Source organism: Micromonospora sp. NPDC048907, assembly GCF_055586885.1.
In genome coordinates this window covers 104,674-130,622 of the sequence record NZ_JBVJHI010000004.1, presented here as the reverse complement: position 1 = coordinate 130,622, position 25,949 = coordinate 104,674, and the positions used below count along the sequence as shown (strand labels likewise).

General features: G+C 73.9%; 29 protein-coding genes and 1 riboswitch. Of the genes, 11 read left to right on the top strand and 18 right to left on the bottom strand.

Annotated features, from left to right (window positions below; translation table 11 throughout):
- Nucleotides 1-34: 34 nt before the first annotated feature.
- Complete coding sequence (gene pip / locus ACZ6PY_RS14570; protein WP_466072336.1) at nucleotides 35-982, bottom strand: prolyl aminopeptidase; 948 nt, start codon at nucleotides 980-982, stop codon at nucleotides 35-37.
- A gap of 51 nt (nucleotides 983-1,033) precedes the next feature.
- On the opposite strand from pip, the gene ACZ6PY_RS14565 reads away from it, so the two are divergent.
- Nucleotides 1,034-1,525, top strand: coding sequence for a MarR family winged helix-turn-helix transcriptional regulator (locus tag ACZ6PY_RS14565; protein WP_466072335.1), 492 nt, complete (start codon nucleotides 1,034-1,036; stop codon nucleotides 1,523-1,525).
- Between the two features lie 26 nt (nucleotides 1,526-1,551).
- On the opposite strand, the gene ACZ6PY_RS14560 is transcribed toward ACZ6PY_RS14565, so the two are convergent.
- Together ACZ6PY_RS14560 and ACZ6PY_RS14555 are read right to left on the bottom strand one after the other, a co-directional pair.
- Complete coding sequence (locus tag ACZ6PY_RS14560) at nucleotides 1,552-2,382, bottom strand: ABC transporter permease (RefSeq protein ID WP_466072333.1); 831 nt, start codon at nucleotides 2,380-2,382, stop codon at nucleotides 1,552-1,554.
- Nucleotides 2,379-3,338: an ATP-binding cassette domain-containing protein gene (locus ACZ6PY_RS14555; RefSeq protein WP_466072331.1), complete on the bottom strand. Its 960-nt coding sequence runs from the start codon at nucleotides 3,336-3,338 to the stop codon at nucleotides 2,379-2,381. Before ACZ6PY_RS14555 ends, ACZ6PY_RS14560 begins: the two co-directional genes overlap by 4 nt.
- Nucleotides 3,339-3,408: 70 nt before the next feature.
- Between ACZ6PY_RS14555 and ACZ6PY_RS14550 the strand changes: the two genes are divergently transcribed.
- On the top strand, nucleotides 3,409-4,197 hold the full coding sequence (locus tag ACZ6PY_RS14550; RefSeq protein WP_466072329.1) for a TetR/AcrR family transcriptional regulator: 789 nt from the start codon (nucleotides 3,409-3,411) through the stop codon (nucleotides 4,195-4,197).
- Nucleotides 4,198-4,207: 10 nt separating this feature from the next.
- Nucleotides 4,208-4,717 (top strand): peptide deformylase, encoded by a 510-nt coding sequence (def, locus tag ACZ6PY_RS14545; protein WP_466072327.1) that lies wholly within the window; start codon nucleotides 4,208-4,210, stop codon nucleotides 4,715-4,717.
- A gap of 58 nt (nucleotides 4,718-4,775) precedes the next feature.
- Here def and ACZ6PY_RS14540 read toward each other — a convergent pair whose 3' ends face one another.
- Nucleotides 4,776-5,549 (bottom strand): GNAT family N-acetyltransferase, encoded by a 774-nt coding sequence (locus ACZ6PY_RS14540; protein WP_466072325.1) that lies wholly within the window; start codon nucleotides 5,547-5,549, stop codon nucleotides 4,776-4,778.
- Between the two features lie 32 nt (nucleotides 5,550-5,581).
- The gene (locus ACZ6PY_RS14535) at nucleotides 5,582-6,355 is read right to left on the bottom strand and encodes a sulfite exporter TauE/SafE family protein (protein ID WP_466072323.1); all 774 of its coding nucleotides are present in this window, start codon (nucleotides 6,353-6,355) and stop codon (nucleotides 5,582-5,584) included.
- Between the two features lie 186 nt (nucleotides 6,356-6,541).
- Between ACZ6PY_RS14535 and ACZ6PY_RS14530 the strand changes: the two genes are divergently transcribed.
- Nucleotides 6,542-7,321: an endonuclease/exonuclease/phosphatase family protein gene (locus tag ACZ6PY_RS14530; RefSeq protein WP_466072321.1), complete on the top strand. Its 780-nt coding sequence runs from the start codon at nucleotides 6,542-6,544 to the stop codon at nucleotides 7,319-7,321.
- Nucleotides 7,322-7,333: 12 nt separating this feature from the next.
- Here ACZ6PY_RS14530 and ACZ6PY_RS14525 read toward each other — a convergent pair whose 3' ends face one another.
- The 3 genes from ACZ6PY_RS14525 to ACZ6PY_RS14515 all read right to left on the bottom strand — a co-directional run bounded on the left by ACZ6PY_RS14525 (nucleotide 7,334) and on the right by ACZ6PY_RS14515 (nucleotide 9,909).
- A complete protein-coding gene (locus tag ACZ6PY_RS14525; protein WP_466072319.1) occupies nucleotides 7,334-8,215 on the bottom strand; it encodes a bifunctional 5,10-methylenetetrahydrofolate dehydrogenase/5,10-methenyltetrahydrofolate cyclohydrolase in 882 nt (293 codons plus the stop codon).
- Between the two features lie 13 nt (nucleotides 8,216-8,228).
- Nucleotides 8,229-8,309, bottom strand: a riboswitch (ZMP/ZTP riboswitch).
- Nucleotides 8,309-9,334 carry a hypothetical protein gene (locus ACZ6PY_RS14520; RefSeq protein ID WP_466072317.1) on the bottom strand — a complete coding sequence of 342 codons (1,026 nt, stop codon included), beginning with the start codon at nucleotides 9,332-9,334 and terminating at the stop codon, nucleotides 8,309-8,311. Its footprint overlaps the riboswitch before it by 1 nt.
- A 41-nt stretch (nucleotides 9,335-9,375) precedes the next feature.
- On the bottom strand, nucleotides 9,376-9,909 hold the full coding sequence (locus ACZ6PY_RS14515) for a sigma factor-like helix-turn-helix DNA-binding protein (RefSeq protein ID WP_466072315.1): 534 nt from the start codon (nucleotides 9,907-9,909) through the stop codon (nucleotides 9,376-9,378).
- 111 nt (nucleotides 9,910-10,020) lie between these two features.
- On the opposite strand from ACZ6PY_RS14515, the gene ACZ6PY_RS14510 reads away from it, so the two are divergent.
- Nucleotides 10,021-10,446, top strand: coding sequence for an SRPBCC family protein (locus ACZ6PY_RS14510; RefSeq protein WP_466072313.1), 426 nt, complete (start codon nucleotides 10,021-10,023; stop codon nucleotides 10,444-10,446).
- A gap of 15 nt (nucleotides 10,447-10,461) precedes the next feature.
- On the opposite strand, the gene ACZ6PY_RS14505 is transcribed toward ACZ6PY_RS14510, so the two are convergent.
- Nucleotides 10,462-11,475 (bottom strand): tyrosine-type recombinase/integrase, encoded by a 1,014-nt coding sequence (locus tag ACZ6PY_RS14505; protein ID WP_466072311.1) that lies wholly within the window; start codon nucleotides 11,473-11,475, stop codon nucleotides 10,462-10,464.
- Nucleotides 11,476-11,564: 89 nt separating this feature from the next.
- Between ACZ6PY_RS14505 and ACZ6PY_RS14500 the strand changes: the two genes are divergently transcribed.
- The gene (locus ACZ6PY_RS14500) at nucleotides 11,565-12,428 is read left to right on the top strand and encodes an aminoglycoside phosphotransferase family protein (protein WP_466072309.1); all 864 of its coding nucleotides are present in this window, start codon (nucleotides 11,565-11,567) and stop codon (nucleotides 12,426-12,428) included.
- Nucleotides 12,429-12,502: 74 nt separating this feature from the next.
- Here the strand turns inward: ACZ6PY_RS14500 and ACZ6PY_RS14495 are convergent, their stop codons facing one another.
- Nucleotides 12,503-12,943 (bottom strand): YybH family protein, encoded by a 441-nt coding sequence (locus ACZ6PY_RS14495; protein ID WP_466072308.1) that lies wholly within the window; start codon nucleotides 12,941-12,943, stop codon nucleotides 12,503-12,505.
- 444 nt (nucleotides 12,944-13,387) lie between these two features.
- Between ACZ6PY_RS14495 and ACZ6PY_RS14490 the strand changes: the two genes are divergently transcribed.
- On the top strand, nucleotides 13,388-14,626 hold the full coding sequence (locus ACZ6PY_RS14490; RefSeq protein WP_466072306.1) for a hypothetical protein: 1,239 nt from the start codon (nucleotides 13,388-13,390) through the stop codon (nucleotides 14,624-14,626).
- A 62-nt stretch (nucleotides 14,627-14,688) separates the two neighbouring features.
- On the opposite strand, the gene ACZ6PY_RS14485 is transcribed toward ACZ6PY_RS14490, so the two are convergent.
- Nucleotides 14,689-15,603, bottom strand: a complete 915-nt coding sequence (locus ACZ6PY_RS14485) for an RNA polymerase sigma-70 factor (RefSeq protein WP_466073544.1) — start codon at nucleotides 15,601-15,603, stop codon at nucleotides 14,689-14,691.
- 167 nt (nucleotides 15,604-15,770) lie between these two features.
- Between ACZ6PY_RS14485 and ACZ6PY_RS14480 the strand changes: the two genes are divergently transcribed.
- Entirely contained in the window at nucleotides 15,771-16,256 is a 486-nt protein-coding gene (locus ACZ6PY_RS14480; protein ID WP_466072304.1) for a carboxymuconolactone decarboxylase family protein, read from the top strand.
- Nucleotides 16,257-16,356: 100 nt separating this feature from the next.
- Here ACZ6PY_RS14480 and ACZ6PY_RS14475 read toward each other — a convergent pair whose 3' ends face one another.
- The 6 genes from ACZ6PY_RS14475 to ACZ6PY_RS14450 all read right to left on the bottom strand — a co-directional run bounded on the left by ACZ6PY_RS14475 (nucleotide 16,357) and on the right by ACZ6PY_RS14450 (nucleotide 22,300).
- Nucleotides 16,357-18,747 (bottom strand): ATP-binding cassette domain-containing protein, encoded by a 2,391-nt coding sequence (locus ACZ6PY_RS14475; RefSeq protein WP_466072302.1) that lies wholly within the window; start codon nucleotides 18,745-18,747, stop codon nucleotides 16,357-16,359.
- Between the two features lie 82 nt (nucleotides 18,748-18,829).
- The gene (locus ACZ6PY_RS14470) at nucleotides 18,830-19,240 is read right to left on the bottom strand and encodes a VOC family protein (RefSeq protein ID WP_466072300.1); all 411 of its coding nucleotides are present in this window, start codon (nucleotides 19,238-19,240) and stop codon (nucleotides 18,830-18,832) included.
- A gap of 5 nt (nucleotides 19,241-19,245) precedes the next feature.
- A complete protein-coding gene (locus ACZ6PY_RS14465; RefSeq protein ID WP_466072298.1) occupies nucleotides 19,246-19,698 on the bottom strand; it encodes a helix-turn-helix transcriptional regulator in 453 nt (150 codons plus the stop codon).
- Between the two features lie 73 nt (nucleotides 19,699-19,771).
- A complete protein-coding gene (locus ACZ6PY_RS14460) occupies nucleotides 19,772-20,716 on the bottom strand; it encodes a TerC family protein (RefSeq protein WP_466072296.1) in 945 nt (314 codons plus the stop codon).
- A 125-nt stretch (nucleotides 20,717-20,841) separates the two neighbouring features.
- Nucleotides 20,842-21,693: a pyridoxal kinase PdxY gene (gene pdxY / locus ACZ6PY_RS14455; protein ID WP_466072294.1), complete on the bottom strand. Its 852-nt coding sequence runs from the start codon at nucleotides 21,691-21,693 to the stop codon at nucleotides 20,842-20,844.
- A gap of 34 nt (nucleotides 21,694-21,727) precedes the next feature.
- Nucleotides 21,728-22,300, bottom strand: a complete 573-nt coding sequence (locus tag ACZ6PY_RS14450; protein ID WP_466072292.1) for a GNAT family N-acetyltransferase — start codon at nucleotides 22,298-22,300, stop codon at nucleotides 21,728-21,730.
- Nucleotides 22,301-22,480: 180 nt separating this feature from the next.
- Here ACZ6PY_RS14450 and ACZ6PY_RS14445 point away from each other — a divergent pair, with 180 nt between their 5' ends.
- Together ACZ6PY_RS14445 and ACZ6PY_RS14440 are read left to right on the top strand one after the other, a co-directional pair.
- A complete protein-coding gene (locus ACZ6PY_RS14445; protein WP_466072290.1) occupies nucleotides 22,481-23,899 on the top strand; it encodes an OFA family MFS transporter in 1,419 nt (472 codons plus the stop codon).
- Nucleotides 23,896-24,021, top strand: a complete 126-nt coding sequence (locus ACZ6PY_RS14440; RefSeq protein ID WP_262284204.1) for an MFS transporter small subunit — start codon at nucleotides 23,896-23,898, stop codon at nucleotides 24,019-24,021. The genes ACZ6PY_RS14445 and ACZ6PY_RS14440 overlap by 4 nt, the downstream gene beginning before the upstream one ends.
- 252 nt (nucleotides 24,022-24,273) lie before the next feature.
- Here the strand turns inward: ACZ6PY_RS14440 and ACZ6PY_RS14435 are convergent, their stop codons facing one another.
- Nucleotides 24,274-25,002 (bottom strand): SDR family NAD(P)-dependent oxidoreductase, encoded by a 729-nt coding sequence (locus ACZ6PY_RS14435; protein WP_466072288.1) that lies wholly within the window; start codon nucleotides 25,000-25,002, stop codon nucleotides 24,274-24,276.
- Nucleotides 25,003-25,079: 77 nt separating this feature from the next.
- On the opposite strand from ACZ6PY_RS14435, the gene ACZ6PY_RS14430 reads away from it, so the two are divergent.
- Nucleotides 25,080-25,922 (top strand): patatin-like phospholipase family protein, encoded by an 843-nt coding sequence (locus ACZ6PY_RS14430; protein ID WP_466072286.1) that lies wholly within the window; start codon nucleotides 25,080-25,082, stop codon nucleotides 25,920-25,922.
- Nucleotides 25,923-25,949 lie beyond the last annotated feature (27 nt).

The following is a 25,949-nucleotide window of genomic DNA, read 5'->3' as shown; positions in this document are numbered from 1 at the left end:
AGGCGGCGACCACCGCCGCCACCCACCCACCGGCTCAGGCTCGGGCGAAGGCGTCCAGGGCGGCCACCACCCGCTCACCCACCCCGTGGCCGCTGCCGTGGCCGCCGGACTCGACGATCTCCAGCCGGGCGTCGGGCCACGCCTGGGTCAGCTGCCAGGCGATGTCCGGCGGGCCGCTGACGTCCAGCCGGCCCTGCACCAGCACCCCCGGGATCCCGGCCAGCTTGCCGGCGTCGCGCAGCAGCTGCCCGTCGGGCAGGAACCCCAGGTTGCTGAAGTAGTGGGTGACCACCCGGGTGAAGCCGGCCCGGAACACCGGGTCGGCGTAGCGGGGGCTGGGCTTGAACCCGCCGGCCAGCGAGACGTGCACGTCCTCCCAGGCGCACCAGTCCCGGGCGGCCCGGTCGCGCACCCGCGGGTCCGGGTCGTTGACGAGGCGGGCGTACGCGGCGGACAGGTCCCCGTCGCGCTCGGCCGGCGGTACGCCGTCGCGGAACCGGGCCCACTCCTCGGGGAAGATCCGGCCCATGTCCCGGGTCACCCAGTCGATCTCCCGGCGGGTGTTGGCGACCACGCTGAACAGCACCAGCGCGGTGACCCGCTCCGGGTGGCGCTGGGCGTACGCCAGGGACAGCGAGGAGCCCCAGGAGGCGCCGCAGAGCAGCCACCGGTCGACGCCCAGGTGCGCGCGCAGCAGTTCCATGTCGGACAGCAGGTGCGCGGTGGTGTTGACCGACAGGTCGGTGTCCGGGTCGCTCGCCGGCGGGGTGCTGCGGCCGCAGCCGCGCTGGTCGAACAGGATGATCCGGTAGGCGGCCGGGTCGAACAGCCGCCGCCAGGAGGCGCCCGCGCCGGAGCCCGGGCCGCCGTGCACCACCAGCGCCGGCCGGCCGTCGGGGTTGCCGCAGGTCTCCCAGTGAATCCGCTGGCCGTCGCCCACGTCGAGCTGGCCCTGCGCGTACGGCTCGATCGGTGGATACATCGGGTTCCCCTCCCACGGCCCGGATACAACGGCGCTGTTACATTAGCGGACGTGACCGGCACCCCCGACCGTGAGGCCCTCGGCACCCTGCTGCGCCACGTCTTGGAGGTGCTCGACGGCGACGTGGCCGCCGTCTACGCCGACCTCGACCTGGCCGACTACCGGCCGCGCTTCTCACCGCTGGTGCGGGTGCTCGTCGCCGACGGTCCCCTCGCGATCCGTGACCTGGCGGCCCGGGTCGGCGTCACCCACTCCGCGGCCAGCCAGACCGTCGCCCAGATGGCCCGCGCCGGCCTGGTCGTCCTGGCTTCCGGCGCGGACGCCCGGCAGCGCATCGTGACCCTCACCGACCGGGCGCGCGCCCTGCTGCCGGTGATCGAGGCCGAGTGGGCGGCCACCACCACCGCCATGCGGGGGCTCGACGCCGAGCTGCCCGTACCCCTGGCCGACGAGCTGGCCGCGGTGCTCGCGGCGCTGCGCCGCCGCCCGCTGCGCGACCGGATCGCCGACACCGGCCTGGCGCCGGCCCGACCGCCGGCCTGAGCCGCCCGACCGCCGGCCCGCGGGCCTCAGCGGCCCAGGCGTTGCCAGCGGCGCACGGACAGCGGCAGGAACACCGCGACCAGCAGCAGCGGCCAGAGCACCGCGAGGGCCACCGCGTGCTCGGCGGGCCAGGAACCGGCGCCCCAACCGGGGTTGCCGAACAGGCCCCGGGTGGCCGCGACGGTGGCCGACAGCGGGTTCCACGCGGCGACCGCGGCCAGCCACCCCGGCATGGTGGCCGGCGCGACGAACGCGTTGGAGGCGAAACCCAGCGGCCAGACCAGGATCTGCAGGACGGCGACCGTCTCGGGGCGGCGCAGCAGCAGCGCCAGGTACACCCCGAGCCAGATCATCGCGAAGCGCAGGAGCAGCAGCAGCGCCACCGCGGCCAGCGCCGCGAGGGGACCGCGGTGCGGCTGCCACCCGACGAGGGCGCCGCAGGCGAGCACCACCGCGAGGGCCACCGCCGAGTGCAGCAGGTCGGCCACGGCCCGGCCGGTGACCACCGCGGCGCGGCTCATGGGCAACGACCGGAACCGGTCGGTCACGCCCCGGGCGGTGTCCACCGCCACGGCCGTGTAGGTGGTCTCCACGCCGAAGAGCATGGTCATGGCCACCATGCCGGGCAGCAGGAACTCCCGGTAGTCGGCGCCGTCGGACGGCGTCCCGGTCCCGCCGGCGGGCAGTGCCATGGCGCCGCCGAACAGGTAGCCGAACATCAGCAGCAGCAGGACGGGGAACAGCAGGCCGAACAGCACCTCGCCGGGGCGGCGTGCCCAGTGGGCGAGGGTTCGGCGGGTCAGGACGGCGGTGTCGGCGGCGGCCCAGCGGGCCCGGGACAGCGGCAGGACGGTCACGCCGGCACCTCCGTGCGCGAGTCGGTGAGGCGCAGGAACACCTCGTCGAGGGTGGGGCGGCGCACCGCCACGTCGCCGGCGCGCAGGCCGGCGGCCTCCACGGCGCGCAGCACCGCGGCGAGCGCGGCGACCCGGTCGGTGACCGGGAGGCTGAGCCGCAGCGCGGCGCGGTCGACGGTGGGCGACACGCCGGTGGCGGCGGTGACCGCCGCGGCGGCCGGGGCCAGGTCGTCGGGGTGGTCGAGCACCACGTCGATCCGGTCGCCGCCGAGGGTCGACTTCAGCTCCTCCGGGGTGCCGGCCGCGGTCACCCGCCCGTGGTGCAGCACCCGCACGCTGTCGGCGAGCCGGTCGGCCTCCTCCAGGTACTGGGTGGTCAGCAGGACGGTGGTCCCGGCGCCGACCAGGCCGCGCACGGCGTCCCAGACGTCGCTGCGGGCGCGCGGGTCCAGGCCGGTGGTGGGTTCGTCGAGGAACAGCACCGGCGGGTCGACGATCAGCGCGGCGGCCAGGTCGAGCCGGCGGCGCATCCCGCCGGACCAGCCGGCCACCGGCCGCCCGGCGGCCCCGGCCAGGTCGAACCGGTCCAGCAGGTCGTCGGCGCGGGCCGCCGCGCGGGCCGGGGAGAGGTGGTGCAGCCGGCCGAACAGCACCAGGTTCTGCCGGCCGCCGAGGATCTCGTCGACCGCCGCGTGCTGGCCGACCAGGCCCAGGTGCGCGCGGGCCCGGTCGGCCTGCCGCCGCACGTCGAACCCGGCCACCCGGGCCGCACCGGAGTCGGCGCGCAGCAGGGTGGTGAGGATGCGGACCAGGGTGCTCTTGCCGGCCCCGTTCACCCCGAGCACCGCGCACACGGTGCCCGCGGGCACCGTGAGGTCGACGCCGTCCAGGGCGACCTGGTCGCCGTAGCGCTTGCGCAGGCCCTCCGCCTCGATCGCCGGTCCGTGCCGTCGCATGGCCCCTCCGCTCCTCGTCCGGTACGCCGTACCGTACACCATACGACAACGGGGTCGGTACAGTCGGCGAGTGACCACCGAGTACAGCGGCACCGGCGACCCGGCGCGCAGCCTCGCCCTGCTCTGGCGCACCCGGGAGAAGGCCAGCCGCAAGGGCGGCGACCTCTCCGTGGAGCGGATCGTGCGCGCGGCCATCGAGGTCGCCGACGCCGAAGGGCTCGCCGCCCTGTCGATGCGCCGGGTCGCCGAGCGGCTCGGGGTGGGCACCATGACCCTCTACACGCACGTGCCCGGCAAGGGCGAACTGCTCGACGTCATGCTCGACACCGTCTACGGCGAGACCGACCGCCCCGAGCAGGTGCCGGGCGGCTGGCGGGGCCGGCTGGCGCAGATCGCCCGGGAGAACTTCGCCCTCTACCTGCGCCACCCGTGGCTGCTGCAGGTCGCCACCACCCGCCCGCCGCTGGGCCCGAACCTGATCGCCAAGTACGAGTACGAGCTGCGCGCCGTCGACGGCATCGGCCTGACCGACCTGGAGATGGACGCCGTCGTCACCCTGGTGACCGGGTACGTGCACGGCGCCGCCCGCCCGGCCGTGGAGGCGGCCCAGGCCAGCCGGGACACCGGGATGACCGAGCAGCAATGGTGGCACGCGCACGCCCCGTACCTGGAGAAGGTCCTGGACCCGAACCGGTTCCCCCTCGCCGCCCGGGTCGGCACCACCGCCGGGCAGGAGTACCAGGCCACCGGCGACCCGGCCCGCGCCTTCGAGTTCGGGCTGGCCCGCCTGCTCGACGGCGTCGAGGTCCTGGTCCGCGACCGGGCGGGTGCCGCACCCGCCGGGGTAACGGGCGGCTAGCCTTCCGGGCATGACTATGCGCCCGATCCGGATCATCGGCGACCCCGTGCTGCGCACCCCGTCCGAGCCGGTGACCAGTTTCGACGCCGAGCTGCGCGCGCTCGTGCAGGACCTCATGGACACGCTGCTCGGCGCGCCCGGCCGGGCCGGCGTGGCAGCCCCGCAGATCGGGGTGAACGCGCAGGTGTTCGTCTACGACGCCGACGGGCACCGCGGCCACCTCGTCAACCCCACCCTGGAGCTGTCCGAGGAGCGCCAGGACGACGACGAGGGCTGCCTGTCCATCCCCGGCCTGTACTTCCCGACACCGCGGGCCATGCACGCCACCGCCCGCGGCTTCGACCAGCACGGCCAGCCGCTCACCATCGCCGGCAGCGGATTCCTGGCCCGAGCCCTCCAACACGAGACCGACCACCTGCACGGCCGCCTGTACGTGGACACGCTGCGCGGCGACGCCCGCCGCCGGGCCCTGCGGGAGATCCGCGCCGGCCGGTTCGACTCGCCCAGCCGGGGCCGCTGACCCCGGCCGGGAACACCGGGCACCGGTTAGCCGCTCACGGCAGGCGCCGGTCAGCCGGTCACGGCAGGCGGCGCAGCGCGCACTCGGTGAAATCAGCCACCCGGGTGAAGCCGAGCCCCTCGTAGAGGCGCACGGCCGGGGTGTTGTCCGCCTGCACGTTGAGCGTGACGTGGTCGACGGTGGCCCGCAGCCCCGCGCAGACCGCGGCCACCGCCGCCCCGGCCAGACCCCGCCCCCGCACGTCCGGGTGGGTGGTCACGTTGCCCAGCGCGGCCACCCGCCACGTCGGCGACCACACGTGCACCCCGGCCACCGCGACGAGGCGGCCGCCCTCCCGCACCCCGACGTACCGGCCGGTGTCCAGCATCCGCGGGTCGAACCAGTTGCCCGGGTACGCGGCCGCGTACAACTCCCGCAGTTCCGGCAGGTCGGCGCGGCCCAGCGGCTCCCCGGCCGGGGCCACCGCGGCCAGCCGGGCCGGGTCGGTCAACGCCATCCGGTGGTGCGCGGCGGCGTCGGACACCGCGTACCAGCGGGACACCGTCGCGGCCAGGCCGGGGGAGAGGTGCGCCCACAGCCGGGCCGGCAGCACCGGCGCCGCCTCGGCCAGCAGCGCCGCCAGGTCCCCGGCCCGCTCCGGCGGCGCGAACGCCAGCAGCGTGGGCAGCTCGACACCGTGGTACAGCAGCACCACCTCGTCACCCCGCCGGAACCACGACGTGTACGGCCAGAAGAAGTCGTCCAGGTCGCCCAACTGGTACGCGTGCAACACCGGATCCCGGCCCAACAGCTCGGCGAGGACGGCACGGTCGTGTTCGGCGCGGACAGGCACCCGCCGATGATCACACGCCGCCGGTCAGCGCCTCACGCCGCCACCCACTGGTCGTAGCCCAGCTTGCCCACCAACGCCAGCACCACCACCAGCAGCACCACCCGCACGAAACCCGACCCGCGCCGCAACGCCATCCGCGCGCCCACCGCCGCCCCGGCGACGTTGCACACCGCCATCGCCGCGCCCAGCAGCCACCACACGTGCCCGGTCGCGGCGAACACCACGAGCGCCCCCAGGTTCGTGCCCGCGTTCACCACCTTCGCCATCGCCGAGGCGTGCACGAAATCCGCCCCCACCAGCGCCGTGAACGCCAACACCAGGAACGTCCCCGTGCCCGGGCCGATCAACCCGTCGTACAGGGCGATGCCCAGACCCGCCACCGCCACCGCCGTGGCCACCCGCACCGGCGTACGCCGCCCCGGATACGACACCACCCCCAGCCGCGGCCGGGTCAGCACGAACACCGCCACCGACACCAGCACCGCCAGCACCACCGGCCGGTACGCCCCCGCCGGCACCGCACCCGCCAGCGCCGCGCCCACCCCGGCCGTCAGCACCGCCAACCCCGCCGCCGGCCCCGCCACCGCCCAGTCCAGCTTCGTCCGCCGCGCGTACGTCACCGCCGCCGTCGAAGTACCGAAGATCGCGGCCAGCTTGTTCGTGCCCAACGCCGTCGCCACCGGCACCCCCGGCGCGCCCAGCAGCAACGCCGGCAACAGCAACAGGCCACCGCCGCCCACCACGGCGTCCACCCAGCCCGCCAGAGCCGACGCGGTCAACAGGGTCGTCAGCGACACAGGATCCACGGGCCGCCATTCTGCCCACCCCCGGCACCCCGACGGGTGGGCGTGTGGCCAGCCTCACCGCAGCTCAACGCCCCCGCAGCCGCCGCAACCACAACCCCAACGACGCCACCGCCACGAACACCAGCATCGAACACAGCAACGCCTTCAGCACCGGGCAAGCCTGCCACGCGGACGTAGGGTGTGCAGGTGCGCCTGGCCACCTTCAACCTGCTGCACGGCCGGTCCCTCACCGACGGACTCGTCGACCCCGACCGGCTCGCCGCCGCCGTCACCGCACTCGACGCCGACGTCCTCGCCCTGCAGGAGGTCGACCGCGACCAGACCCGCAGCGGCCGCCTCGACCTCACCGCCATCGCCGCCCGCGCCCTCGACGCCCCCGAACACCACTTCGCCGCCGCCGTCGTCGGCACCCCCGGCGAACAGTTCCGCCCCCTCACCCACGACGACGACGGCCACGGCGAACCCCTCTACGGCGTCGGCCTCGTCAGCCGCCACCCGGTCCGCTCCTGGCAGGTCACCCGACTGCGACCCGCCCCCGTCCGCTCACCCATCTACGTCCCCGGCCCCGGCGGCGGGCTCGTCCTGCTCCGCGACGAACCCCGCGTCGTCCTCGCCGCCGTCCTGGACACCCCGCACGGGCCGCTCACCGTCGCCGCCACCCACCTGTCCTTCGTACCCGGCTGGAACATGCTGCAACTGCGCCGCGTCGTGCGCGCCCTCCGCGCGCTGCCCGCCCCGCGGATCCTCCTCGGCGACCTCAACCTGCCCGCCGGACCCGCCGCCCTGCTCACCCGCTGGCGGCCCCTGGGCCGGCTGCCCACCTACCCGGCCGGGCAACCCCGGGTGCAGCTCGACCACATCCTCGCCGACCGGCGCGGCCTCGACCGGCTGCCCCCAGTTACCGCCGTGGACACCCCCCTGTCCACCATCTCCGACCACCGGCCGCTCATCGTCGACCTCGGCTGACCGGCCCGGCCGTCAGCCCAGCCCGGACGCCCGCTCCGCCGCGCGCACCGCGTTGCGGAACAACATCGCCACCGTCGTCGGACCCACCCCGCCGACCCGCGGCGTGATCGCCCCCGCCACCTCGGCACACGACTCGTCCACGTCCGGCAGCAGCCGCCGCCCCTCGTACCGCACGCCACCGCCGACCACCACACCACCCGGGCGCACGTGCTCCGGCTGGATGATCCCCGGCACCCCGGCCGCCGCCACCAGAATGTCCGCCCGCCGCGTGTACCGCGACCAGTCCGGCACACCCGTGTGCACCACCGTCACCGCCGCGTTCGCCGTCGGCCGCTTCTGCGCCAGCAACATCGCCAACGGCCGGCCCAGCGTGGCGCCCCGACCCAGGATCACCACCTCCCGGCCCGCCACCGGCACCCCGTGGAACGCCAGCAACGCCTCGATCCCCGCCGGCGTGCACGGCAACGGACCCGGCAACCCCAACGCCAACCGGCCCATGTTCACCGGATGCATCCCGTCCACGTCCTTGTCCGGGTCCAGCTCCGCCAGCGCCCGGTCATAGTCCAGGTGACCCGGAATCGGATACTGCACCAGCACCCCGTGCACGGCCTTGTCCGCGTTGAAATCCGCCAGCACCGCATGCAGATCCGCCTGCGACGCCGACGCCCGCAGATGCACGTGCGGCGACACGAAACCCAGCTCCGCCGCCTGCCGCTGCTTGATCCGGATGTAACCCGCGCTCGCGTCGTCGTCACCCACCAGCACCGTCGCCAACGCCGGCGTCACCCCCGCCGCGCGCAACGCCACCACCGACTCGGCGACCGCCGCCAACACCTGCGCCGCCACCGGCGCACCCGGCAGCAACCGCGCCGTCGTCGTACCCGAAGAAGACATGCCGCACCCCGCCCACGGAGGCCCAGGCGGTCGACCCCCGCGCCGAGCTCCCCGATGGTTGCCCATCCCCGTGCCGCCAGTCGCGTTCACCCCTCAGCCTGCCACAGCCCGCTCCACGACCGCATCCGCCACCGCCTGCCACCGCGGCAACGACCCCACCAGCGCCGCCGCCCGCCGCCGCCGCTCCGCCACCGACCCCACCCGAAGATCCGCCAACACCGCCTCGAACGCCGGCCGCCGCACCCGCTCCCGCCCCGGCGCGTCCACCGCCAGCACCGCATGACACCGCGCGTACGTCACCACCACCCAGAACATCGCCTCCCGATGCGCGCCCGCCGCCACCAGCTCCGCGCTCCCGTCCAGCACCACCGGCCGCCCCGCCGCCGACAGATCCGCCACGAACGGAAACGGGGTACGCGCCACCCGCGCCGCCTCGTCGAACGTCACCGCCAACCCCGCCAGGTGCTCCCGCACCCGACCCGGACCCACCCCACCGCCGTCCAACGACGCCAGCAACTCCTCGTACCGGTCGGCGAACCCGTACCCGGCCAACACCTCCCGCGCCCGCACGTACCGCCGCCGCACCGTCGGATCCCGCAACCCCGCCACCGCCGGCAACACCGCCAGCAGCGACGTCGGAAACACCCACGCCAGCACCTGCTCCGGCACCGACGCCCGCCCGTCCAGCCGCGCCAACCCGCCCTCGATCCGCCGCCGCACCCCGGCACACCGACGACGCACCCACACCGGATCCGCGAACCCCGCCGCCACCCGCTCCCGGATCACCGCCAGCCGCCCCGACGGGTCCGCGATCACCGCGTCCGCCCGGAACATCGGCGCGAACACCCACGACCCCAGCACGTCCGCCGGCGACCCCAACTCCGCCCACGTCAGCGACGACACCTCCAACAGCACCCCCCGGTGAACGAACTTGCCCACCTTCGCCGCCGGGACGTCCCGCACCAGCAGCACGTCCACATCCGACGACGGCGCCAGCACCGCCTCATCCGGCAGACCCACCGTCGACCCCGAGAAGAACGCACCCCCGATCGACGCGTCCCGGCGCATCTCCGCCCGCACCCAGTCGACCGCCACCGCCCGCGCGCCACCAACCCGCACCGCCCGGATCCTGCCACCACGGCCCGCGCCCGGCGCGCCCCTCACACCCCGACGGCCAGCCGCCCCAACCGGCCCGGCTCCGCCACCACCTCGACCGCCACGATCACGTCACCGGCCACCTGGAACGTCAGGACCGTCAGCAGCCGCCCCCGCGGCGCCACCACGATCGCCGCCGCCCCGTCGACCAGCCCCACCCGGGCATCGGGCGCCCGCTGCGAGAACAGCAGCGCCTGCCGGGCGACGACACCGGCACCGCGCAGCCGCACCGGGCCGGGGGATCCGGCCGCGACGGCGTCCGCGCTCACCGTCACCTCCGGATGCAGCACCGCGAGCAGCGCTCCGAAATCACCGGCGCGCGCCGCCGCGAGGAACGCCTCGACCAGCTCACGCTGCCGAACCGGATCCCCGTCCGGCAGCTCCGCCGCACGAACCCGGCGGCGCCCGCGACTGGCCAGCATCTTCGTCGCGTCGCTCGACCGGCCGAGGATCGACGCGATCTCCGGATACGACACACCGAACAGATCGTGCAGCACGAACGCCAGCCGCTCGGCCGGCGTCAACGTGTCCAGCACCACCAGCAGCGCCAGAAGCGATGCGCCTCGAAGTCCTCCACCGTTACCCTCCCGCCGCGCCGTCCGTCATAACCCTGACGGAACAGACCCGCCGTCCGTAACAGAGGAGCAACCATGGCCGCGGTGGAATCCACCATCGAGATCGCCCGCCCCCCGCACCACGTCTTCGCCTACGCCACCGACCCGTCCCGGTTCGCCGAGTGGCAGGACGACGTGGTCCGCGTACAGGTCGGCGACGACGCCGAATTCACCACCACCCGCCGCATCAACGGCACCGACCGCGCCATGCGTCAACGGATCACCCGCAACGACCCCCCGCACCGCTGGGCCGCCCAGGGAATCGACGGGCCGGTCCGCGCACACGCCACCATCACCGTCGAACCCCTCGACGACGGCACCCGGTCCCGCGTCACCTTCACCCTCGACTTCGAAGGTCACGGCATCGGCGTCGCCCTGCTGCCCCTGGTACGCCGGCAGTCCCGACGCGCTGCGCCGGTCAGCTACCAGAAGCTGAGGCGGGTGCTCGAAAGCCGCCACTGACCGCCTCCGCCCGGATCAGCCACCGCCCCCCGCGGGCCCGTCCACCAGCGCCGCGACCGCCCGGTTGGTCCGGTTCGCATGCACCGCCGCGCGCTGCTGACCCGCCGTCACCTCGATGTACGTCTGCGACGACGCCAACGACGCGTGCCCCAGCAACCGCATGATCTCCGCCGCGCTCGCCCCGTCCTCCGCCAACCGCGTCGCGAAAGTGTGCCGCAACGCGTGCAACCGGGCGCCCCGCGGCACCCGGTCACCGATGCCCGCCCGCCGGTAACAGGACTCCACCAGGTACTGCAGGCCGCCCCGGCGCAGCGGCTCGCCCCGCCGGTCCACCAGCAGCGGCGCGTCCGGCCGGACGGTACGCGCCCCGAACCGCCGCCGCCGGCTGTCCAGGTAGTCCGCCAGCACCCCGTCCACGCCCGCCTCGATCGGCACCGTCCGCGGCCGGCCGCCCTTGCCCGCCACGTCCACCCGGCGCTCACCGGTCCGGCCGGCCACCGACGCCACCCGCAGCGCCAGCAGCTCCGACAGGCGCAGGCCCGCGCAGAGCGCCAGTACCAGCACCGCCAGGTCCCGCTCCGGCCACGGGTCGCGCTGCCGGCCGTCCTCCCGGGCCACCGCGGCCAGCAGCTCCTCCGGTGTGTCCTCGCCCCGCAGCGGCTTGGGCTGGGGGAGCGGGGTCCGGGGACGCCCCACCGCGGGCATCGGATTTCCGGGTACGACACCCTCGGCCACCAGGAACGTGAAGAAGCTGTTCCACGTGGACCAGGCACGGTGGACCGACGCGGCGGCGCGGGGAGCGGCGAAGCGGGCGAACGCGGCGCGCATGACCCGGGGGGACAGGGCGGTGACCGGGAGCCGGTCGAGGGGGAGGGGAGTGGTCCCGTCCTGGACTGCCACCAGGCCGGCCACCGTGGTCAGGTCCCTGCGGTACGCGGCCAGGGTGTGCGGGGAGGGCTTCCGCGTGGCCCGGGCGGTCAGGAACTCCTCGATCAACCGGCCCACCGGTTCGTCCGGTTTGTCATGCATAAGGCATATTATGCATGATTTTCGCGTTCCCGCCAGTGCTCGGCACGGGGGAGCGAAACCCACTTGTCACGGCACCCAGACTGGGGTCCGTGATCGACGAACAACTCGTACGCCGGCTCGTCGCCGCGCAGTTCCCGCACTGGGCGCACCTGCCGGTCGCCGCGGTCGACCGGCAGGGATGGGACAACCGGACGTTCCGCCTCGGGGACGACCTCGTCGTGCGGCTGCCCAGCGCCGAGGGCTACGTGCCGGGCATCGCCAAGGAGGACCGCTGCCTGCCGGCGCTGGCCCGACACCTGCCGCTGCCCGTACCCGAACCGGTCGCCACCGGCCGGCCCGGCTCCGGCTACCCGTACCCCTGGTCGGTGCGGCGCTGGCTGCCCGGCGAGACGGTGGAGGCCGCCGCGCAGGTCGACCGGCCGGGCCTGGCGCGTGACCTCGGGGCGTTCCTGGCCGCGCTGCGACGGGCGCCGGCGGCCGGCGGCCCGGTGGCCGGTCGGCACTCGTGCTTCCGGGGCTGCCATCCGAGCGTCTACGGCGACGAGGTGGAGGACGCCCTGGACGTGCTGCGGGGGCGGGTGGACACGGCGGCGTGCCGGGACGTCTGGGCGCGGGCCCTGGTGTCGGCGTGGCCGGGGCCGCCGGTCTGGTTCCACGGTGATGTCGCCGTCGGCAACCTGCTCGTCTCCGGCGGGCGGCTGTCCGCGGTCATCGACTTCGGCACCTGCGGCGTCGGGGATCCGGCCTGCGACCTGGTGCCGGCGTGGACGTGGTTCGCCGGTCCCGAGCGGCAACTGTTCCGGGAGGCGGCCGGCCTGCCCGACGACGCGTGGCGACGCGCCCGCGGCTGGGCGCTGTGGAAGGCGCTCATCCAGCTGGCGCGTCCGGGAGGCCGGCACGAGGAGCAGGCGCGGGTCCTGGCGTCGGTCCTCGCCGATCCGGTCGTGGACTGACGCCGGGGAGGCCCGGACCCTGCTTACTTGACATAATGTGCATTATCGAATCCGCGTCGGCCTCGGCTAACGGGTCAGGGCTGGAGGTCGACCACCCCCTTGCCGGTGCGGATGTCGAGCGGCACGGAGACCTGGTCGTGCGCGATGAGCCAGGTGCCGTCGACCTTCTCGAAGCAGAAGGTGGCCCGGACCCACATGCCGTTCGTCGCCGTCCCGTCCCTCAGCGTGCCGCTGAGCCGGCCGAACGCGTGTCCGAATGCCACGTCGTCGCCGACGGTCAGGGTCAGATCCCGGACCTCGTAGGACACGGTGTCGAAGAACGCGAAGACGTTCGCCCAGTTCTTGAGTTTGGCGTCGATCCCGACGTGTTGCAGTGGCGGTTCGACGTCGAAGGACACCACGTCGATCGTGTAGAGCCTTCGCAGGCCGTCGAGGTCCTTGTTCCGCAGTCCTTCGATGATCCCGTCGATCTGCTGGCGGATGCTGGTCTCGTCTGTGTCGTGTCGCCCCGGCATGTTCTCCTGCCTCTCCTTCGGATGAAACTTTCCGTGCCCAGCCGCGTTCAGCGGCTCAGGCTTGTTCCTCACTCCATGTGTGACAGCTTGTGCGTTCTGGGTACGGCGTGGAGCTCGGTGGACAGCCCTGCCGGACTCCCCCGCCGTCGCCAAGGAGGACGACGCCCGGGGCGAGGATGTCGAGCAGGCCCTGCAGGTCGCCCGTCTGGCGGCTTTGGGAGCCTGTCCCCGCGCTGCGTGACGGGCATGATTGGTCATCCGCCCCCGCAGCCGCTCGGAACTGGTGGCTGGAGGACGACTGCACCCCTGGCGCCCGTCCGATCGCGCACGTAGTCGGAGAGCCTCCGGTGCGGCCCGACACGGGCCACGCGAGGGATACCGAACCCGGCCGGTTGCCGATAGCGTCAACAACTCGCACCGTCCGTTCATCCGGAGGGCTCCGTCATGAGGTTCGGACTTCCGTGGCTGCCCCGAACGGTGGCCACCGTGCTGCTTCTTCTCGGAGGGGTCGGCGTGCCCGCCGCATCTGCGTCGGCGGCGCCGGCGGGTACGGACGTCACCGTCGACCTGGCCGGCGGGACGATTCCGTTGGGGGTCACGAAGAAGACGCTTCACCTGAAGATCAGCAACCAGGGCGACGCTACCCCGACCCGGGTCGTCGTCCGGGTCGACGCGTCGGAGCTGGATCCGTCGAGTTTCAAGATCATGCTTTGGCCGACCGGCGGGCTGGCCGAGTGCGACGGCGACTTCTCCGGCTGGTACTGCGACCTGCTGCCGGATCAGCTTCCGGGGCCGGGCGAGACGCTGGAGCTTCCCGTCCTCGCCACCGTCCAGACCGGAGAGCCCTTCGCGGGCCGGATCAAGGTGACGGTCGAGGTCGAACCGGTCGACACGGATCCGGCCGACAACATCAGGTGGTTCCCGATCGAGGTGGTGGATCACCCCGAAGCCGACCTTTCGGTGGTCGCGCCGGACGTGACGCAGTCGGTGCGGATCGCTGCCGACGGCAGCCTCACATCCACCGGCACCTTGAATCCGGGCGAGACGGGCGCGGTGCGCTACACGATCGTCAACCAGGGGCGGCGGCCGGTCGACGGCGTCAAGGTCGAGCTTCGCCTGCCCAGGGGCGCCACGTTCACCAGGCCGCCCGGTGAATGCGTCCTCGGTGCCGCCGGACGTGCGGCGGTCTGCACCTACGACCGACTGGCCCTCGTTCCGGCCGACCAGGACACCGACCCGAACGACCAGCTCCACTCCGCCGTGGAGCTGCACCATCTGGTGACGGTGTCGGCCGCCACGAAGGCGCCGGTCACGTTGCGAAACGGGACCGTCCGGGTCGAGGGCCTGAGCGGCCCTCAATCGGACCGTTCCGGCCCGGCGTGGAGCGTCCTTCCCAGGAACGCCGTCGCCGTACGAGCGGTCGACGTGGACGACAGCGACAACCAGGACGGGTTCGCGGTCGTGGTGGTCGCGAACAGCAGCGGCGGAGGTGGTGGCGGCGGCGACCCCGGTGACGGTGGTGGTGGCGGCGGCCACCCTGGTGACGGGGGTGGCGCTGGTGGTGGCGGCAGCTTGCCGATCACCGGGTCCCGGGCGGGGGTGACCGCCGGGACCGGCCTCGCCCTGGTGGTGGGTGGCGGCGTGCTGCTGCTCCTGACCCGACGGCGCCGGGCCGTCCGGTGACCATCGAGGGGTGACCGGTGGCGGTGCGCAACTGACGGAACTGGTAGTCACGGCAGGCGAGTTCAGCGGCTGAGGCTGATCTCGCGCTCCATGTGCGACAGCTTGTGCGGATTGCGGACGGCGTAGAGCCCGGTGACGAGCCCGTCGTCGATGCGTACCGCGAGCACGGTGTCGATCTCGTCGCCCTGCTCCATGATCAGCGCCGGGAAGCCGTTGACCTGTGCCGGCCGCAGCGACATCAGTTCGGCGATCCGGCCCAGCCCGACGGCCAGGAGTCGGGCGACCTTCTCGGCGCCCACGACGGGCCGCGCGACCGCCTGCTTGACTCCCCCGCCGTCACCCAGGAAGACCACGTCGGGCGCGAGGATGTCGAGCAGGCCCTGCAGGTCGCCCGTCTCGGTGGCCCGCTGGAACGCCGCGAGCGCGTCGCGGCTCTCGGCGGCGGACACGGCCCCGCGGGGCCGGCGCGCGGCGACGTGTCCCCGGGCCCGGTGGGCGATCTGGCGGACCGTGGCCGGGTTCTTGTCGACGGCTTCGGCGATCTCGTCGTAGTCGAGGTCGAACACCTCGCGCAGCACGAACACGGCGCGCTCGGTGGGCGTGAGCGTCTCCAGGACGAGCAGCATCGCCATGGAGACGCTGTCGGCCAGTTCGACGTCCTCGGCGACGTCGGGTGCGGTGAGCAGCGGCTCGGGCAGCCAGGAGCCGACGTAGGACTCCTTGCGGCGGCCGAGCGTGCGTAGCCGCGCGAGCGCCTGGCGGGTGGTGATCCGGACCAGGTACGCGCGGTGTTCCCGCACCGTGTCGAGGTCGACGTCCACCCAGCGCAGCCAGGTCTCCTGGAGGACGTCCTCGGCGTCGGCGGCCGAGCCGAGCATCTCGTAGGCGACGGTGAACAGCAGGTTGCGGTGGGTGAGGAACACCTCGGTGGCGGGGTCCGGGCGGTCGTCGGGTGCGCTCTGCGCCGTGCCGGCCATGGGTGGCTCCTGTTCGGTGTCGATGGTGTCCCCCATCAGATGCCGGTCCGGGCCGTGGTGTGACATTGGGGAGGGTGTGCGGTGCGTCACGTGGCCGCCCTGTCACGGGGACGGGCTGGCCGGCATCTCGTGGTCGTCCGATGTGACACCACGAGGGAGGCCGAGCCATGGATGCTCGATTCGACATGTTCGCCAACGAGATCGCCGTGAAGTTCGCCAAGCGGTTCGCCAACGCCGCTCTGGTGATCCATCAGTCGCCGCTGCCGAGCTCCACGCAGGAGCTGGTGTCGCTGCGCGCCAGCCAGATCAACGGCTGCGGGTGGTGCATCGACATGCACACCAAGGAGGCGGCGGCCGCGGGTGAGACGGCGGTGCGGCTCAACCTGGTGGCCGCGTGGCGGGAGTCCACCGTGTTCACGGAGGCGGAGCGGGCGGCGCTGGCGCTCGCCGAGGAGGGCACCCGGCTGGCCGACGCCCACCAGGGGGTGTCGGACGAGACGTGGGAGGCGGTGCGCAAGCACTACGACGACGACCAGATCGCCGCGCTGGTGGCGCTGGTCTCGCTGATCAACGCGGCGAACCGGATGTCGGTGATCGTGCACCAGCGGGGCGGTTCGTACGAGCCGGGCAGTTTCGCCGCCGCGGTGCGCTGAGCGCCCGGCGGGTGTGGGGCCCGCCGGGGGGCGCTCCCCCGGCGGGCCCGGGCGTCGGGACGGGGTGGCTCGGTTGCCGTCCCGTCCCGATGCCAACGGGTCAGGCGCCGACGTAGGCCGCGAGGTGTTCTCCGGTGAGGGTGGAGGGGGCCTTGACGAGGTCGGCGGGGGTGCCCTCGAAGACGATGCGGCCGCCGTCGTGGCCGGCGCCGGGACCGAGGTCGATGATCCAGTCGGCGTGGGCCATGACCGCCTGGTGGTGCTCGATGACGATGACCGACTTGCCGGAGTCGACGAGCCGGTCGAGCAGGGCGAGCAGGTGCTCGACGTCGGCGAGGTGCAGGCCGGTGGTCGGCTCGTCGAGGACGTAGACGCCGCCGCTGTCGGCCATGCGGGTGGCCAGCTTGAGGCGTTGCCGTTCGCCGCCGGACAGGGTGGTGAGTGGCTGGCCGAGGGTGAGGTAGCCGAGGCCGACGTCGGCGAGCCGGCCGAGGATCTTGTGGGCGGCCGGGGTGCGGGCCTCGCCGGCGCCGAAGAACTCCTCGGCCTCGGTGACGGACATGGCGAGGACCTCGCTGATGTCGCGGCCGCCGAGGTGGTATTCCAGGACGGATGCCTGGAACCGCTTGCCCTCGCACTCCTCGCAGGTGGTGGCGACGCCGGCCATCATGGCGAGGTCGGTGTAGATGACGCCGGCGCCGTTGCAGGTGGGGCAGGCGCCCTCGGAGTTGGCGCTGAACAGCGCGGGTTTGACGCCGTTGGCCTTGGCGAAGGCCTTGCGGATCGGGTCGAGCAGGCCGGTGTAGGTGGCGGGGTTGCTGCGGCGTGAGCCGCGGATGCCGCTCTGGTCGACGGACACGACGCCGTCGCGCCCGGACACGGAGCCGTGGATGAGTGAGCTCTTGCCGGAGCCGGCCACGCCGGTGACGACGACGAGTACGCCGAGCGGGATGTCGACGTCGACGTTCTGGAGGTTGTGGGTGTTGGCGCCGCGCACCTCCAGCACCCCGGAGGGGGTGCGTACGGAGGGCTTGAGGTGGGCCCGGTCGTCGAGGTGCCGCCCGGTGAGGGTGCCGCTGGCCCGCAGCCCGGCGAGGGTGCCCTGGAAGACGACCTCGCCGCCGGCGGTGCCGGCGCCGGGGCCGAGGTCGACGACGTGGTCGGCGATGGCGATGGTCTCGGGTTTGTGCTCGACGACGAGGACGGTGTTGCCCTTGTTGCGCAGTTGCAGCAGCAGGTCGTTCATCCGCTGGATGTCGTGCGGGTGCAGCCCGATGGTGGGTTCGTCGAAGACGTAGGTCACGTCGGTGAGCGAGGAGCCGAGGTGGCGGATCATCTTGGTGCGCTGCGCCTCGCCGCCGGACAGCGTGCCGGACGGCCGGTTGAGCGACAGGTAGCCCAGCCCGATGCGTACGAACGAGTCGAGGGTGGCGCCCAGTGCGGTGAGCAGTGGCGCCACGGAGGGTTCGTCGAGGCCGCGCACCCACTCGGCCAGGTCGTTGATCTGCATGGCGCAGGCGTCGGCGATGCTGATGCCGGCGATCTTGGAGGAGCGGGCGGCCGCGCTGAGCCGGGTGCCGTCGCAGTCCGGGCAGGTGGTGAACGTGACCACCCGTTCCACGAAGGCGCGGATGTGCGGCTGCATCGAGTCGACGTCCTTGGACAGCATCGACTTCTGGATCTTCGGGATCAGGCCCTCGTACGTGAGGTTGATGCCGTCGACCTTGATCTTGACCGGCTCCTTGTAGAGCAGGTCGTGCAGCTCCCGTTTGGTGAACTTCCGGATGGGCTTGTCCGGGTCGAAGAAGCCGCAGCCGCTGAAGATGCGGCCGTACCAGCCGTCCATGCTGTAGCCGGGGACGGTGAGCGCACCCTCGTTGAGTGACTTGCTGTCGTCGTACAGCTGGGTCAGGTCGAAGTCGGTGACCGAGCCCATGCCCTCGCAGCGCGGGCACATGCCGCCGGTGATGCTGAAGCTGCGCCGCTCCTTGGTGGTCTGACCGCCGCGTTCGAGGGTGACCGCGCCCGCGCCGCTGATGGAGGCGACGTTGAAGGAGAACGCCTGGGGCCCGCCGATGTGCGGCTGGCCGAGCCGGCTGAACAGGATGCGCAGCATGGCGTTGGCGTCGGTGACGGTGCCGACGGTCGAGCGGGGGTTGCCGCCCATCCGCTCCTGGTCGACGATGATCGCGGTGGTCAGGCCCTCGAGGACGTCGACCTCGGGCCGCGCGAGGGTCGGCATGAAGCCCTGCAGGAAGGCGCTGTAGGTCTCGTTGATCAGCCGCTGTGACTCGGCGGCGATGGTGCCGAACACCAGCGAGCTCTTGCCGGAGCCGGAGACGCCGGTGAACACGGTCAGCCGGCGCTTCGGGATCTCGATGCTGACGTCCTTGAGGTTGTTCTCGCGCGCGCCCTGCACGCGGATCAGCTCATGGGCGTCGGCGGCGTGCTGCGCGGGTGGCGGGCTGTCCGTCCTCGGGGCCGTGCTCATCGTGTCTCCATCTGTCCGTGGGCCGCGGTCGCGGCCCCGTCCGGCGTCGGCTGGCTCGATCTGATCAGGTCCGTACGACAGATCAGCGCAGCTCCTTGATGCGGATGAGGTTGCCCGCGGGGTCGCGGAACGCGCAGTCGCGGACGCCGTAGGGCTGCTCGATCGGCTCCTGGACCACCTCGGCGTCGCCGGCCTGGAGCTTGTCGAAGGTGCCGTCGAGGTCGTGGGTGGCCAGCAGGATCCACCCGTAGGTGCCCTTGGCCATCATCTCCACGATGGTACGGCGTTCCTCGTCGGTGATCCCGGGGTCGACGGCCGGCGGCGCCAGCAGGATGGAGGTGTCGGGCTGCCCGGGTGGGCCGACCGTGATCCAGCGCATCCGGCCCTGCCCCACGTCGCCGCGGACCTCGAAACCGAGGACGTCGCGGTAGAAGGCCAGGGAGGCGTCCGGGTCGTCGTGCGGGAGGACTGTGGTGTCGATGGTGAGGTCCATGGCAGTCAGGCTAGGTGCGGCGTGACGGCCGGCGCTTCTCGATTCCTGATCGGTCTGGTGACCTGCTTGGCCACGCACGGGGGCAGTTCGCCGGCGCCGCCGGCCGCCGCCCGGGCCCGGTAGGTGCTCGGCGGGATGCCGACCAGTTCGGTGAAGCGGGTGCTGAAGGTGCCGAGCGAGGAGCAGCCGACCGCGAAACAGACGTCGGTGACGCTGAGGTCGCCACGGCGCAGCAGCGCCATGGCCCGCTCGATGCGCCGGGTCATGAGGTATGCGTACGGGGACTCGCCGTAGGCGTGCCGGAACTGGCGGCTGAGGTGGCCGGCCGACATGTGCGCGCCGCGGGCGAGCGCCTCGACGTCCAGCGGCTGGGCGTACTCGCGGTCGATGCGGTCGCGGACGCGGCGCAGCCGGGCGAGGTCGCGCAGGTGCTGCGCCGGGTCGGAACTGCTGGTCACGTGCCAGATGGTGCCACGCGGCGCGCGGGTTGCCCACCGCGTTGCGGGTCGTGTCGACGCGTGCCGCGGCCGGTCAGCGGGCCCGGGCGTCCCGGCGGGCGGCCACCACGCTCCAGCCGATGGCGGTGGCGAGCGTCAGCACCACCACGGCGAGGGTGAGCCAGACCGGCAGCTTGCCCACCGGGGTCTCGGCGAGGATCAACTTCACCCCGGCGAACGCGAGCAGCACCGCGAGCCCGTAGCGCAGGTAGCCGAAGTGCCGCAGCAGGCCGGCCAGGCAGAAGTACAGGCTGCGCAGCCCGAGCACGGCGAAGGCGTTCGCCGTCCAGACCAGGAACGTGTTGGTGGTGATGGCCAGGATCGCCGCGACCGAGTCGATCGCGAACACGACGTCGGTGGCCTCGATCGCCACCAGCGCGACCAGCAGCACGGTGCCCTTGCGGCGGCCGTCGACGCGGGCGGTGAAGCGGCCGTCGTGGTAGCGGGACTCGGTGGGCACCAGCCGGCGGAAGAGCCGGACGGCGACGTTGCGGTCGGGGTCGACGTCCGGCTCGCCGCGGACGGCGAGGCGCCAGCCGGTCCAGATCAGGAAGGCGCCGAGCACGAGACCGGCCCAGGTCAGCCGGTCCAGCAGTTCGGCGCCGGCGAAGATGAACACGAGCCGGAAGCCGAGCGCGCCGAGCACCCCCCAGAAGAGCACCTTGTGCTGGTACGCGGGGGGCACCCGGAAGTATCCGAACAGCAGTGCGAAGACGAACACGTTGTCGACCGACAGCGCCTTCTCCAGCAGGTAGCCGGAGTAGTAGGCGACCGCCGGCCCGCTGCCGCGCCACAGCCAGATCACCAGCCCGAAGCTGATCCCGGCGGTGATCCACACTGCGCTCCAGAGCAGCGCCTCGCGCAGTTCGACGACGTGGTGGTCGCGGTGGGAGAACACGTCGACGGCGAGCATGGCGGCGATGACCGCGCCCACGGCCAGCCAGGCCCAGGCCGGTGCCGCGAAGGTGGTTCCCTCCATCCGGCGTCCTCCGCGTCGGGCCCGCAGGCGCGGCGGCGGACTGCGTCGCCTCCGAGCGTAGGCCGAGCCGCCGGCCGGGGTGCGGAGCTCCGGTGAAGTCCCCCGGCCGGCGCGGCGGGGGCGGCTCAGCGCAGCCGGCGGGCGCCGAACCGGGTGGGCGGGTCGGCGATGGCGTCCTGGGCGGCGACGAGCTGCAGCTCCCGGGTGCCGGCGGCGAGGGTGGCCTCGAGGACCGCGTAGATGGAGTTGGTGGTGCGCTCCAGCGCCGTCTGCGGTGACCCGGTGCTCGCGAGGTGGGCGAGGTAGAGCGCGGCGGTGACGTCGCCGCCGCCGTTGGGGGTGATCGGCAGCAGCGGCGTGGTGACCGCCCACGCGCCGTCGTCGGAGACGGCCACGACCTCCAGGGAACCGGTGGGGAGGTCGCCGTGCAGCACGCTGGTGACCAGCACGTGCCGGGGTCCGGTGGCGCGGACGACGTCGACGGCGGCGAGCAGGTCGTCGAGGGTGTCGGTGCGGCGGCCGGCGAGGAACTCCAGCTCGAACTGGTTGGGGGTGACGATGTCCGCGCGGGGCACGACGGTGTCCCGCAGGTACTCGGGGATGCCCGGCCGGACGAACATGCCGCGGCCGACGTCGCCCATCACCGGGTCGCAGCAGTACCGGGCGTCCGGGTTGGCGGCCTTCACCCGCGCGACCGCGTCGAGGATCACCGCGCCCATCGCCGGGTCGCCCTGGTAGCCGGAGAGCACCGCGTCGGCCGTGCCGAGCACGCCGCGGTCCTCGATGCCGGCGATCACCTCGGCGACGTCGGCCGGGGGCAGCAGCGGGCCGCGCCAGGCCCCGTAGCCGGTGTGGTTGGAGAAGTGCACGGTCAGGACCGGCCAGACCTCGTGGCCGAGCCGTTGCAGCGGGAACACGGCGGCGGAGTTGCCGACGTGCCCGTAGGCGACCGACGACTGGATGGACAGGATCTTCACGGGCTCATCGTCGCATCCGTGGCGGCGGCGCCGGTCAGGTGTCGGTGCGCAGGCGGGCGTGCACGTGCATGTCGTGCCAGCCGTCGGTGTGGCGGGCGGCGCCGCGGTGGGTGCCCTCGGCGGCGAGGCCGGCGCGTGCGGCCACCCGGCAGGAGGCCGGGTTGGCGGTGGAGTGTTGCAGCCAGACGCGGTGCAGGCCGAGCCGGTCGAAGCCGAAGGCGGTGAGCGCGGTCAGGGCGCGGGCGGCGACGCGCCGGCCCCGGGCGGCGGGCAGCACCCAGTACGACACCTCGGCCTGGGCCTCGGGCAGGTCGACGGCGCGGAGGCTGATCTGGCCGAGCACCCCGGTGTGGTCGGTGACCGCCCAGCCGACGCCGGTCTCGTGCCGCCAGCGGCGCGGCCAGGAGTCGATCCAGTCGCGGGCCTCGTCGTCGGTCAGGGCGCGGCAGTGCCAGCGGCGGACGGCGGGATCGGCGTACGCGGCGAGCACGGCGGGCCGGTCGTCGGGGCGCCACGGACGCAGGAGCAGGTCGCCGGCGTGCAGGTCGGGTTGGGGCTGGCCGGCGAGGGCGCCCGGGCGCAGGGCGGGGGTGGTGAGCAGCGGCATGCGCCCATGATCGGCCAGGACGGGCGGTGACGGTGGGGCGACGCCCGGTGCGGGGCCCCGGGCCGGGGTGACCGTTCGGCTCAGGGTTTCGACCGTCCGGCGCGTGGCGGGTTTCGGCGCGGCGTGCGGCGGGGGCATGAACGGGTGGGATTCTCGCCATTCTCCGGAGAGGAAGCAGGCATGCTTTCCGCACTCGATCGTCGGCACACCGTCGCGCCGCCGGGCTACAGCCGCTGGCTGATACCGCCCGCGGCGCTGGCGATTCATCTCTGCATCGGGCAGGTCTACGCGACGAGCGTGTACAAGAACTCCCTGATCGCGCACTTCGACACGGGCCAGACGGCGATCGGGGTGATCTTCAGCATCGCGATCGTGATGCTGGGGTTGTCCGCCGCGGTGGCGGGCACGTGGGTGGAGGCGAACGGGCCGCGCAAGGCGATGTTCGTCTCGGCCTGCTTCTGGGCGGCCGGCTTCCTGGTCGGCGCGCTGGGCATCGCCACGAAGCAGCTGTGGCTGCTGTACCTGGGCTACGGGGTGCTGGGCGGCATCGGGCTGGGGATCGGGTACATCTCCCCCGTCTCCACGTTGATCAAGTGGTTCCCGGACCGGCCGGGCCTGGCGACCGGGCTGGCGATCATGGGCTTCGGTGGTGGCGCCATGGTCGCCTCTCCCCTGTCCCGGCAGCTCCTGTCGTTCTACGACCGGGGGTACGACCCGGCGAACGCGGGCTCGACGGCGTCGGGCAGCGCCCTGGTCTGGCTGTTCCTGACCCTCGGCGTCGGCTACTTCGTGATCATGATGTTCGGGGTGTTCAACGTGCGGGTGCCCGCCCCCGACTGGCGGCCGGCCGGGTTCGACCCGGCGCGGGTGGCGGCGAAGCCGCTGGTGACCACGGCGAACGTGTCGGCGGCGAACGCCGTGAAGACCCGGTCGTTCTGGCTGCTGTGGGTGGTGCTGTTCTGCAACGTGACGGCGGGCATCGGGATCCTGGAGCAGGCCAGCCCGATGATCCAGGACTTCTTCCGGGACAACGGGACCTCGGCGGTGTCGGTGGCGGCGGCCGGCGGGTTCGTGGGCCTGCTGTCGCTGTTCAACATGGCCGGCCGGTTCGCCTGGTCGTCGACGTCGGACGTGATCGGCCGCAAGCCGATCTACCTGCTGTATCTCGGCGTCGGGATGGTGCTGTACGTGCTGCTGGCCCTGTTCGGGCAGGCGGCCACGGCGCTGTTCGTGCTGTTCGCGTGCGTGATCCTGTCGTTCTACGGCGGCGGGTTCGCCACGGTGCCGGCGTACCTGCGGGATCTGTTCGGCACGTTCGAGGTGGGCGCGATCCACGGCCGGCTGCTGACCGCGTGGTCGGCGGCCGGGGTGGCCGGCCCGCTGATCGTGAACGCCTTCCTCGACGCGCAGGGCAAGCCGGGCACGTTGACGGCGGCGGCGTACCGGCCGGCGCTGTTCACGATGGTCGGGGTGCTGGCGGTCGGGTTCGTGGCGAACCTGCTGATCCGGCCGGTGCCGGAGCGGTTCCACGAGCCGGCGCCGGGTCCGGACGGTGTCGAGGGTGCGCAGCCGGTGACGGCGGAGAGGAGCGGGTCGTGAACGAGCAGGCCGGTGGCGGGCAGCGGGTCCGCCTGGTGGTGTCGTGGGTGGTGGTGTCGGCGCTGCTGGGGTACGGGGTGGTGCAGACGGTGATCACGGCGGCGAAGCTGTTCACCCACTAGCGCGAGCGGCGGGGGGGGGGGGGGGGGGGCCCCCCCCCGCCGCCCCCCCGGGGGGGGGGGGGCGGGGGCCCCCCGGGGGGGGGGGGGGGGGGGGGGGGGGGGGGGGGGGGGGGGGGGCGGGGGGGGGCGGGGGGGGGGGGGGGGGGGGGGGGGGGGGGCCGCGGGCGGTCCCGCGCCGGCGCCGGGCCCCCCCCCGCCGGCCCCGGCCCGCCGCGGCGGCCCGGGCCCCCCCCCCCCGGGCCCGCCGCCGTGTCAGAGGCCGCCGGCGACGCGCAGGACGGCGCCGGTGGTGTAGGAGGCGTCCGGGCCGAGGAGGAACGCGACGGCGCCGGCGACCTCGTCGGGTTCCCCCGCGCGGCCCAGCGGGACACGGCCCGCCGCGGTGTCGGGACGGTCCGGCGCGCCGGACAGGGCGTGGATGTCGGTGCGGATGATGCCCGGGGCGACCGCGTTGACCCGGATGCCGCGCGGGGCGAGTTCCTTGGCGAGACCGACGGTGAGGGTGTCGGTGGCGGCCTTGACGGCGGCGTAGTGGATGTACTCGCCGGGGCTGCCGAGGGTGGCCGCGGCGGACGAGACGTTGACGATGGCGCCACCGCGGGTCATCGTGCGGGCGGCCTGCTGGGCGCAGAGGACGTACCCGACGAGGTTGACGTCGACGACCTGGCGCAGGTCGTCGACGTGCAGGTCGGTGAAGGGCCCGATCGGGCTGGTGATCCCGGCGTTGTTGACCAGGCCGGTGAGCGGGCCCAGCGTCGCCGCGGCGGCGAAGAGGCGCTCGACCTGGTCCGGGTCGGCGGTGTCGGCCGCGACGGCGACGCCGCGGCGGCCGGCGGCGCGCACGTCGGCGAGGACACCCTCGGCTGCCGCGTGGTCGCTGCGGTAGCCGATGACCACGTCGTGGCCGGCGGCGGCGAGACGGCGGACGGTGGCCGCGCCGATGCCGCGCCCCCCACCGGTGACGATGGTGACGGAGGTCAATGTTCTCTCCCCTGCCCTGGCGGTGCCGGTGACGTTACCGTGATCGGCGCGGGTCCCGGTGGAGAGGACGGTCACACATGACGCGGGCGTTGGTGCTGGGTGGCGGCGGGGTGACCGGGGTGGCCTGGGAGTTGGGGCTGCTGGCCGGGCTCGCCGCGCGAGGGCTGGACGTGACCGGGGCGGAGCTGGTCGTGGGCACCTCGGCCGGTTCGATGGTGGGCGCGCAGGTGTGCTCCGGCACACCCGTCGAGGACCTGTACGCGGCGCAGCTGCGCCCGGGCCGGGGCGAGCTGCCGGCCCGGCTGGGGGTCGCGGTGCTGGCCCGCTGGGCGTGGGCGGGTGCGCGGGGCCGCGACGAGGTGCGGGCGCGGGCCCGGGTCGGCGCGATGGCCCTGGCGGCGCGTACCCCGTCGGAGGAGTCGCGGCGGGCGGTCATCGCGGCGCGGTTGCCGGTGCGGGACTGGCCGGCGCGGCGGCTGCTGGTGACGGCCGTGGACGCGGCCTCCGGCGAGTTCGTGGTCTTCGACGCCGGCGCGGACGTGCCGCTGGCGGACGCGGTGGGGGCCAGCTGCGCGGTGCCGGGGGTGTGGCCGCCGGTGACCATCGGCGGCCGGCGGTACGTCGACGGTGGGGTGCGCTCCCCGGTGAACGCGGACCTGGCCGCCGGCGCGCGGGCGGTGGTGGTGCTGGCGCCGACGCGGGCCGGGTTCGGGCCGATGCCGCGGCTGTCGGCGCAGGTGGCGCAGGTGCGGTCGGCGGGCGCGGAGGTGGCGGTGGTGTCGCCGGACCGGGCGGCGCGGGCGGCGATCGGGCGCAACGTGCTGGACCCGGCGCGCAGGCCGGCGTCGGCGCGGGCCGGGTTCGCGCAGGCCGCCGCGGTGGCCGAGGAGGTGGCCGCCGTCTGGACGGCCGGGGGTTGATCTTCCGGGTGTCGGTGCCGGCTGGTA

Coding starts and splice junctions, on each gene's coding strand:
- pip (WP_466072336.1), bottom strand. CDS start 982: ATGTATCCACCGATCGAGCCGTACGCGCAGGGCCAGCTCGACGTGGGC.
- ACZ6PY_RS14555 (WP_466072331.1), bottom strand. CDS start 3,338: ATGCGACGGCACGGACCGGCGATCGAGGCGGAGGGCCTGCGCAAGCGC.
- def (WP_466072327.1), top strand. CDS start 4,208: ATGACTATGCGCCCGATCCGGATCATCGGCGACCCCGTGCTGCGCACC.
- ACZ6PY_RS14525 (WP_466072319.1), bottom strand. CDS start 8,215: ATGTCTTCTTCGGGTACGACGACGGCGCGGTTGCTGCCGGGTGCGCCG.
- ACZ6PY_RS14510 (WP_466072313.1), top strand. CDS start 10,021: ATGGCCGCGGTGGAATCCACCATCGAGATCGCCCGCCCCCCGCACCAC.
- ACZ6PY_RS14505 (WP_466072311.1), bottom strand. CDS start 11,475: ATGCATGACAAACCGGACGAACCGGTGGGCCGGTTGATCGAGGAGTTC.
- ACZ6PY_RS14495 (WP_466072308.1), bottom strand. CDS start 12,943: ATGCCGGGGCGACACGACACAGACGAGACCAGCATCCGCCAGCAGATC.
- ACZ6PY_RS14490 (WP_466072306.1), top strand. CDS start 13,388: ATGAGGTTCGGACTTCCGTGGCTGCCCCGAACGGTGGCCACCGTGCTG.
- ACZ6PY_RS14485 (WP_466073544.1), bottom strand. CDS start 15,603: ATGGCCGGCACGGCGCAGAGCGCACCCGACGACCGCCCGGACCCCGCC.
- ACZ6PY_RS14480 (WP_466072304.1), top strand. CDS start 15,771: ATGGATGCTCGATTCGACATGTTCGCCAACGAGATCGCCGTGAAGTTC.
- ACZ6PY_RS14475 (WP_466072302.1), bottom strand. CDS start 18,747: ATGAGCACGGCCCCGAGGACGGACAGCCCGCCACCCGCGCAGCACGCC.
- ACZ6PY_RS14470 (WP_466072300.1), bottom strand. CDS start 19,240: ATGGACCTCACCATCGACACCACAGTCCTCCCGCACGACGACCCGGAC.
- ACZ6PY_RS14460 (WP_466072296.1), bottom strand. CDS start 20,716: ATGGAGGGAACCACCTTCGCGGCACCGGCCTGGGCCTGGCTGGCCGTG.
- ACZ6PY_RS14450 (WP_466072292.1), bottom strand. CDS start 22,300: ATGCCGCTGCTCACCACCCCCGCCCTGCGCCCGGGCGCCCTCGCCGGC.
- ACZ6PY_RS14445 (WP_466072290.1), top strand. CDS start 22,481: ATGCTTTCCGCACTCGATCGTCGGCACACCGTCGCGCCGCCGGGCTAC.
- ACZ6PY_RS14430 (WP_466072286.1), top strand. CDS start 25,080: ATGACGCGGGCGTTGGTGCTGGGTGGCGGCGGGGTGACCGGGGTGGCC.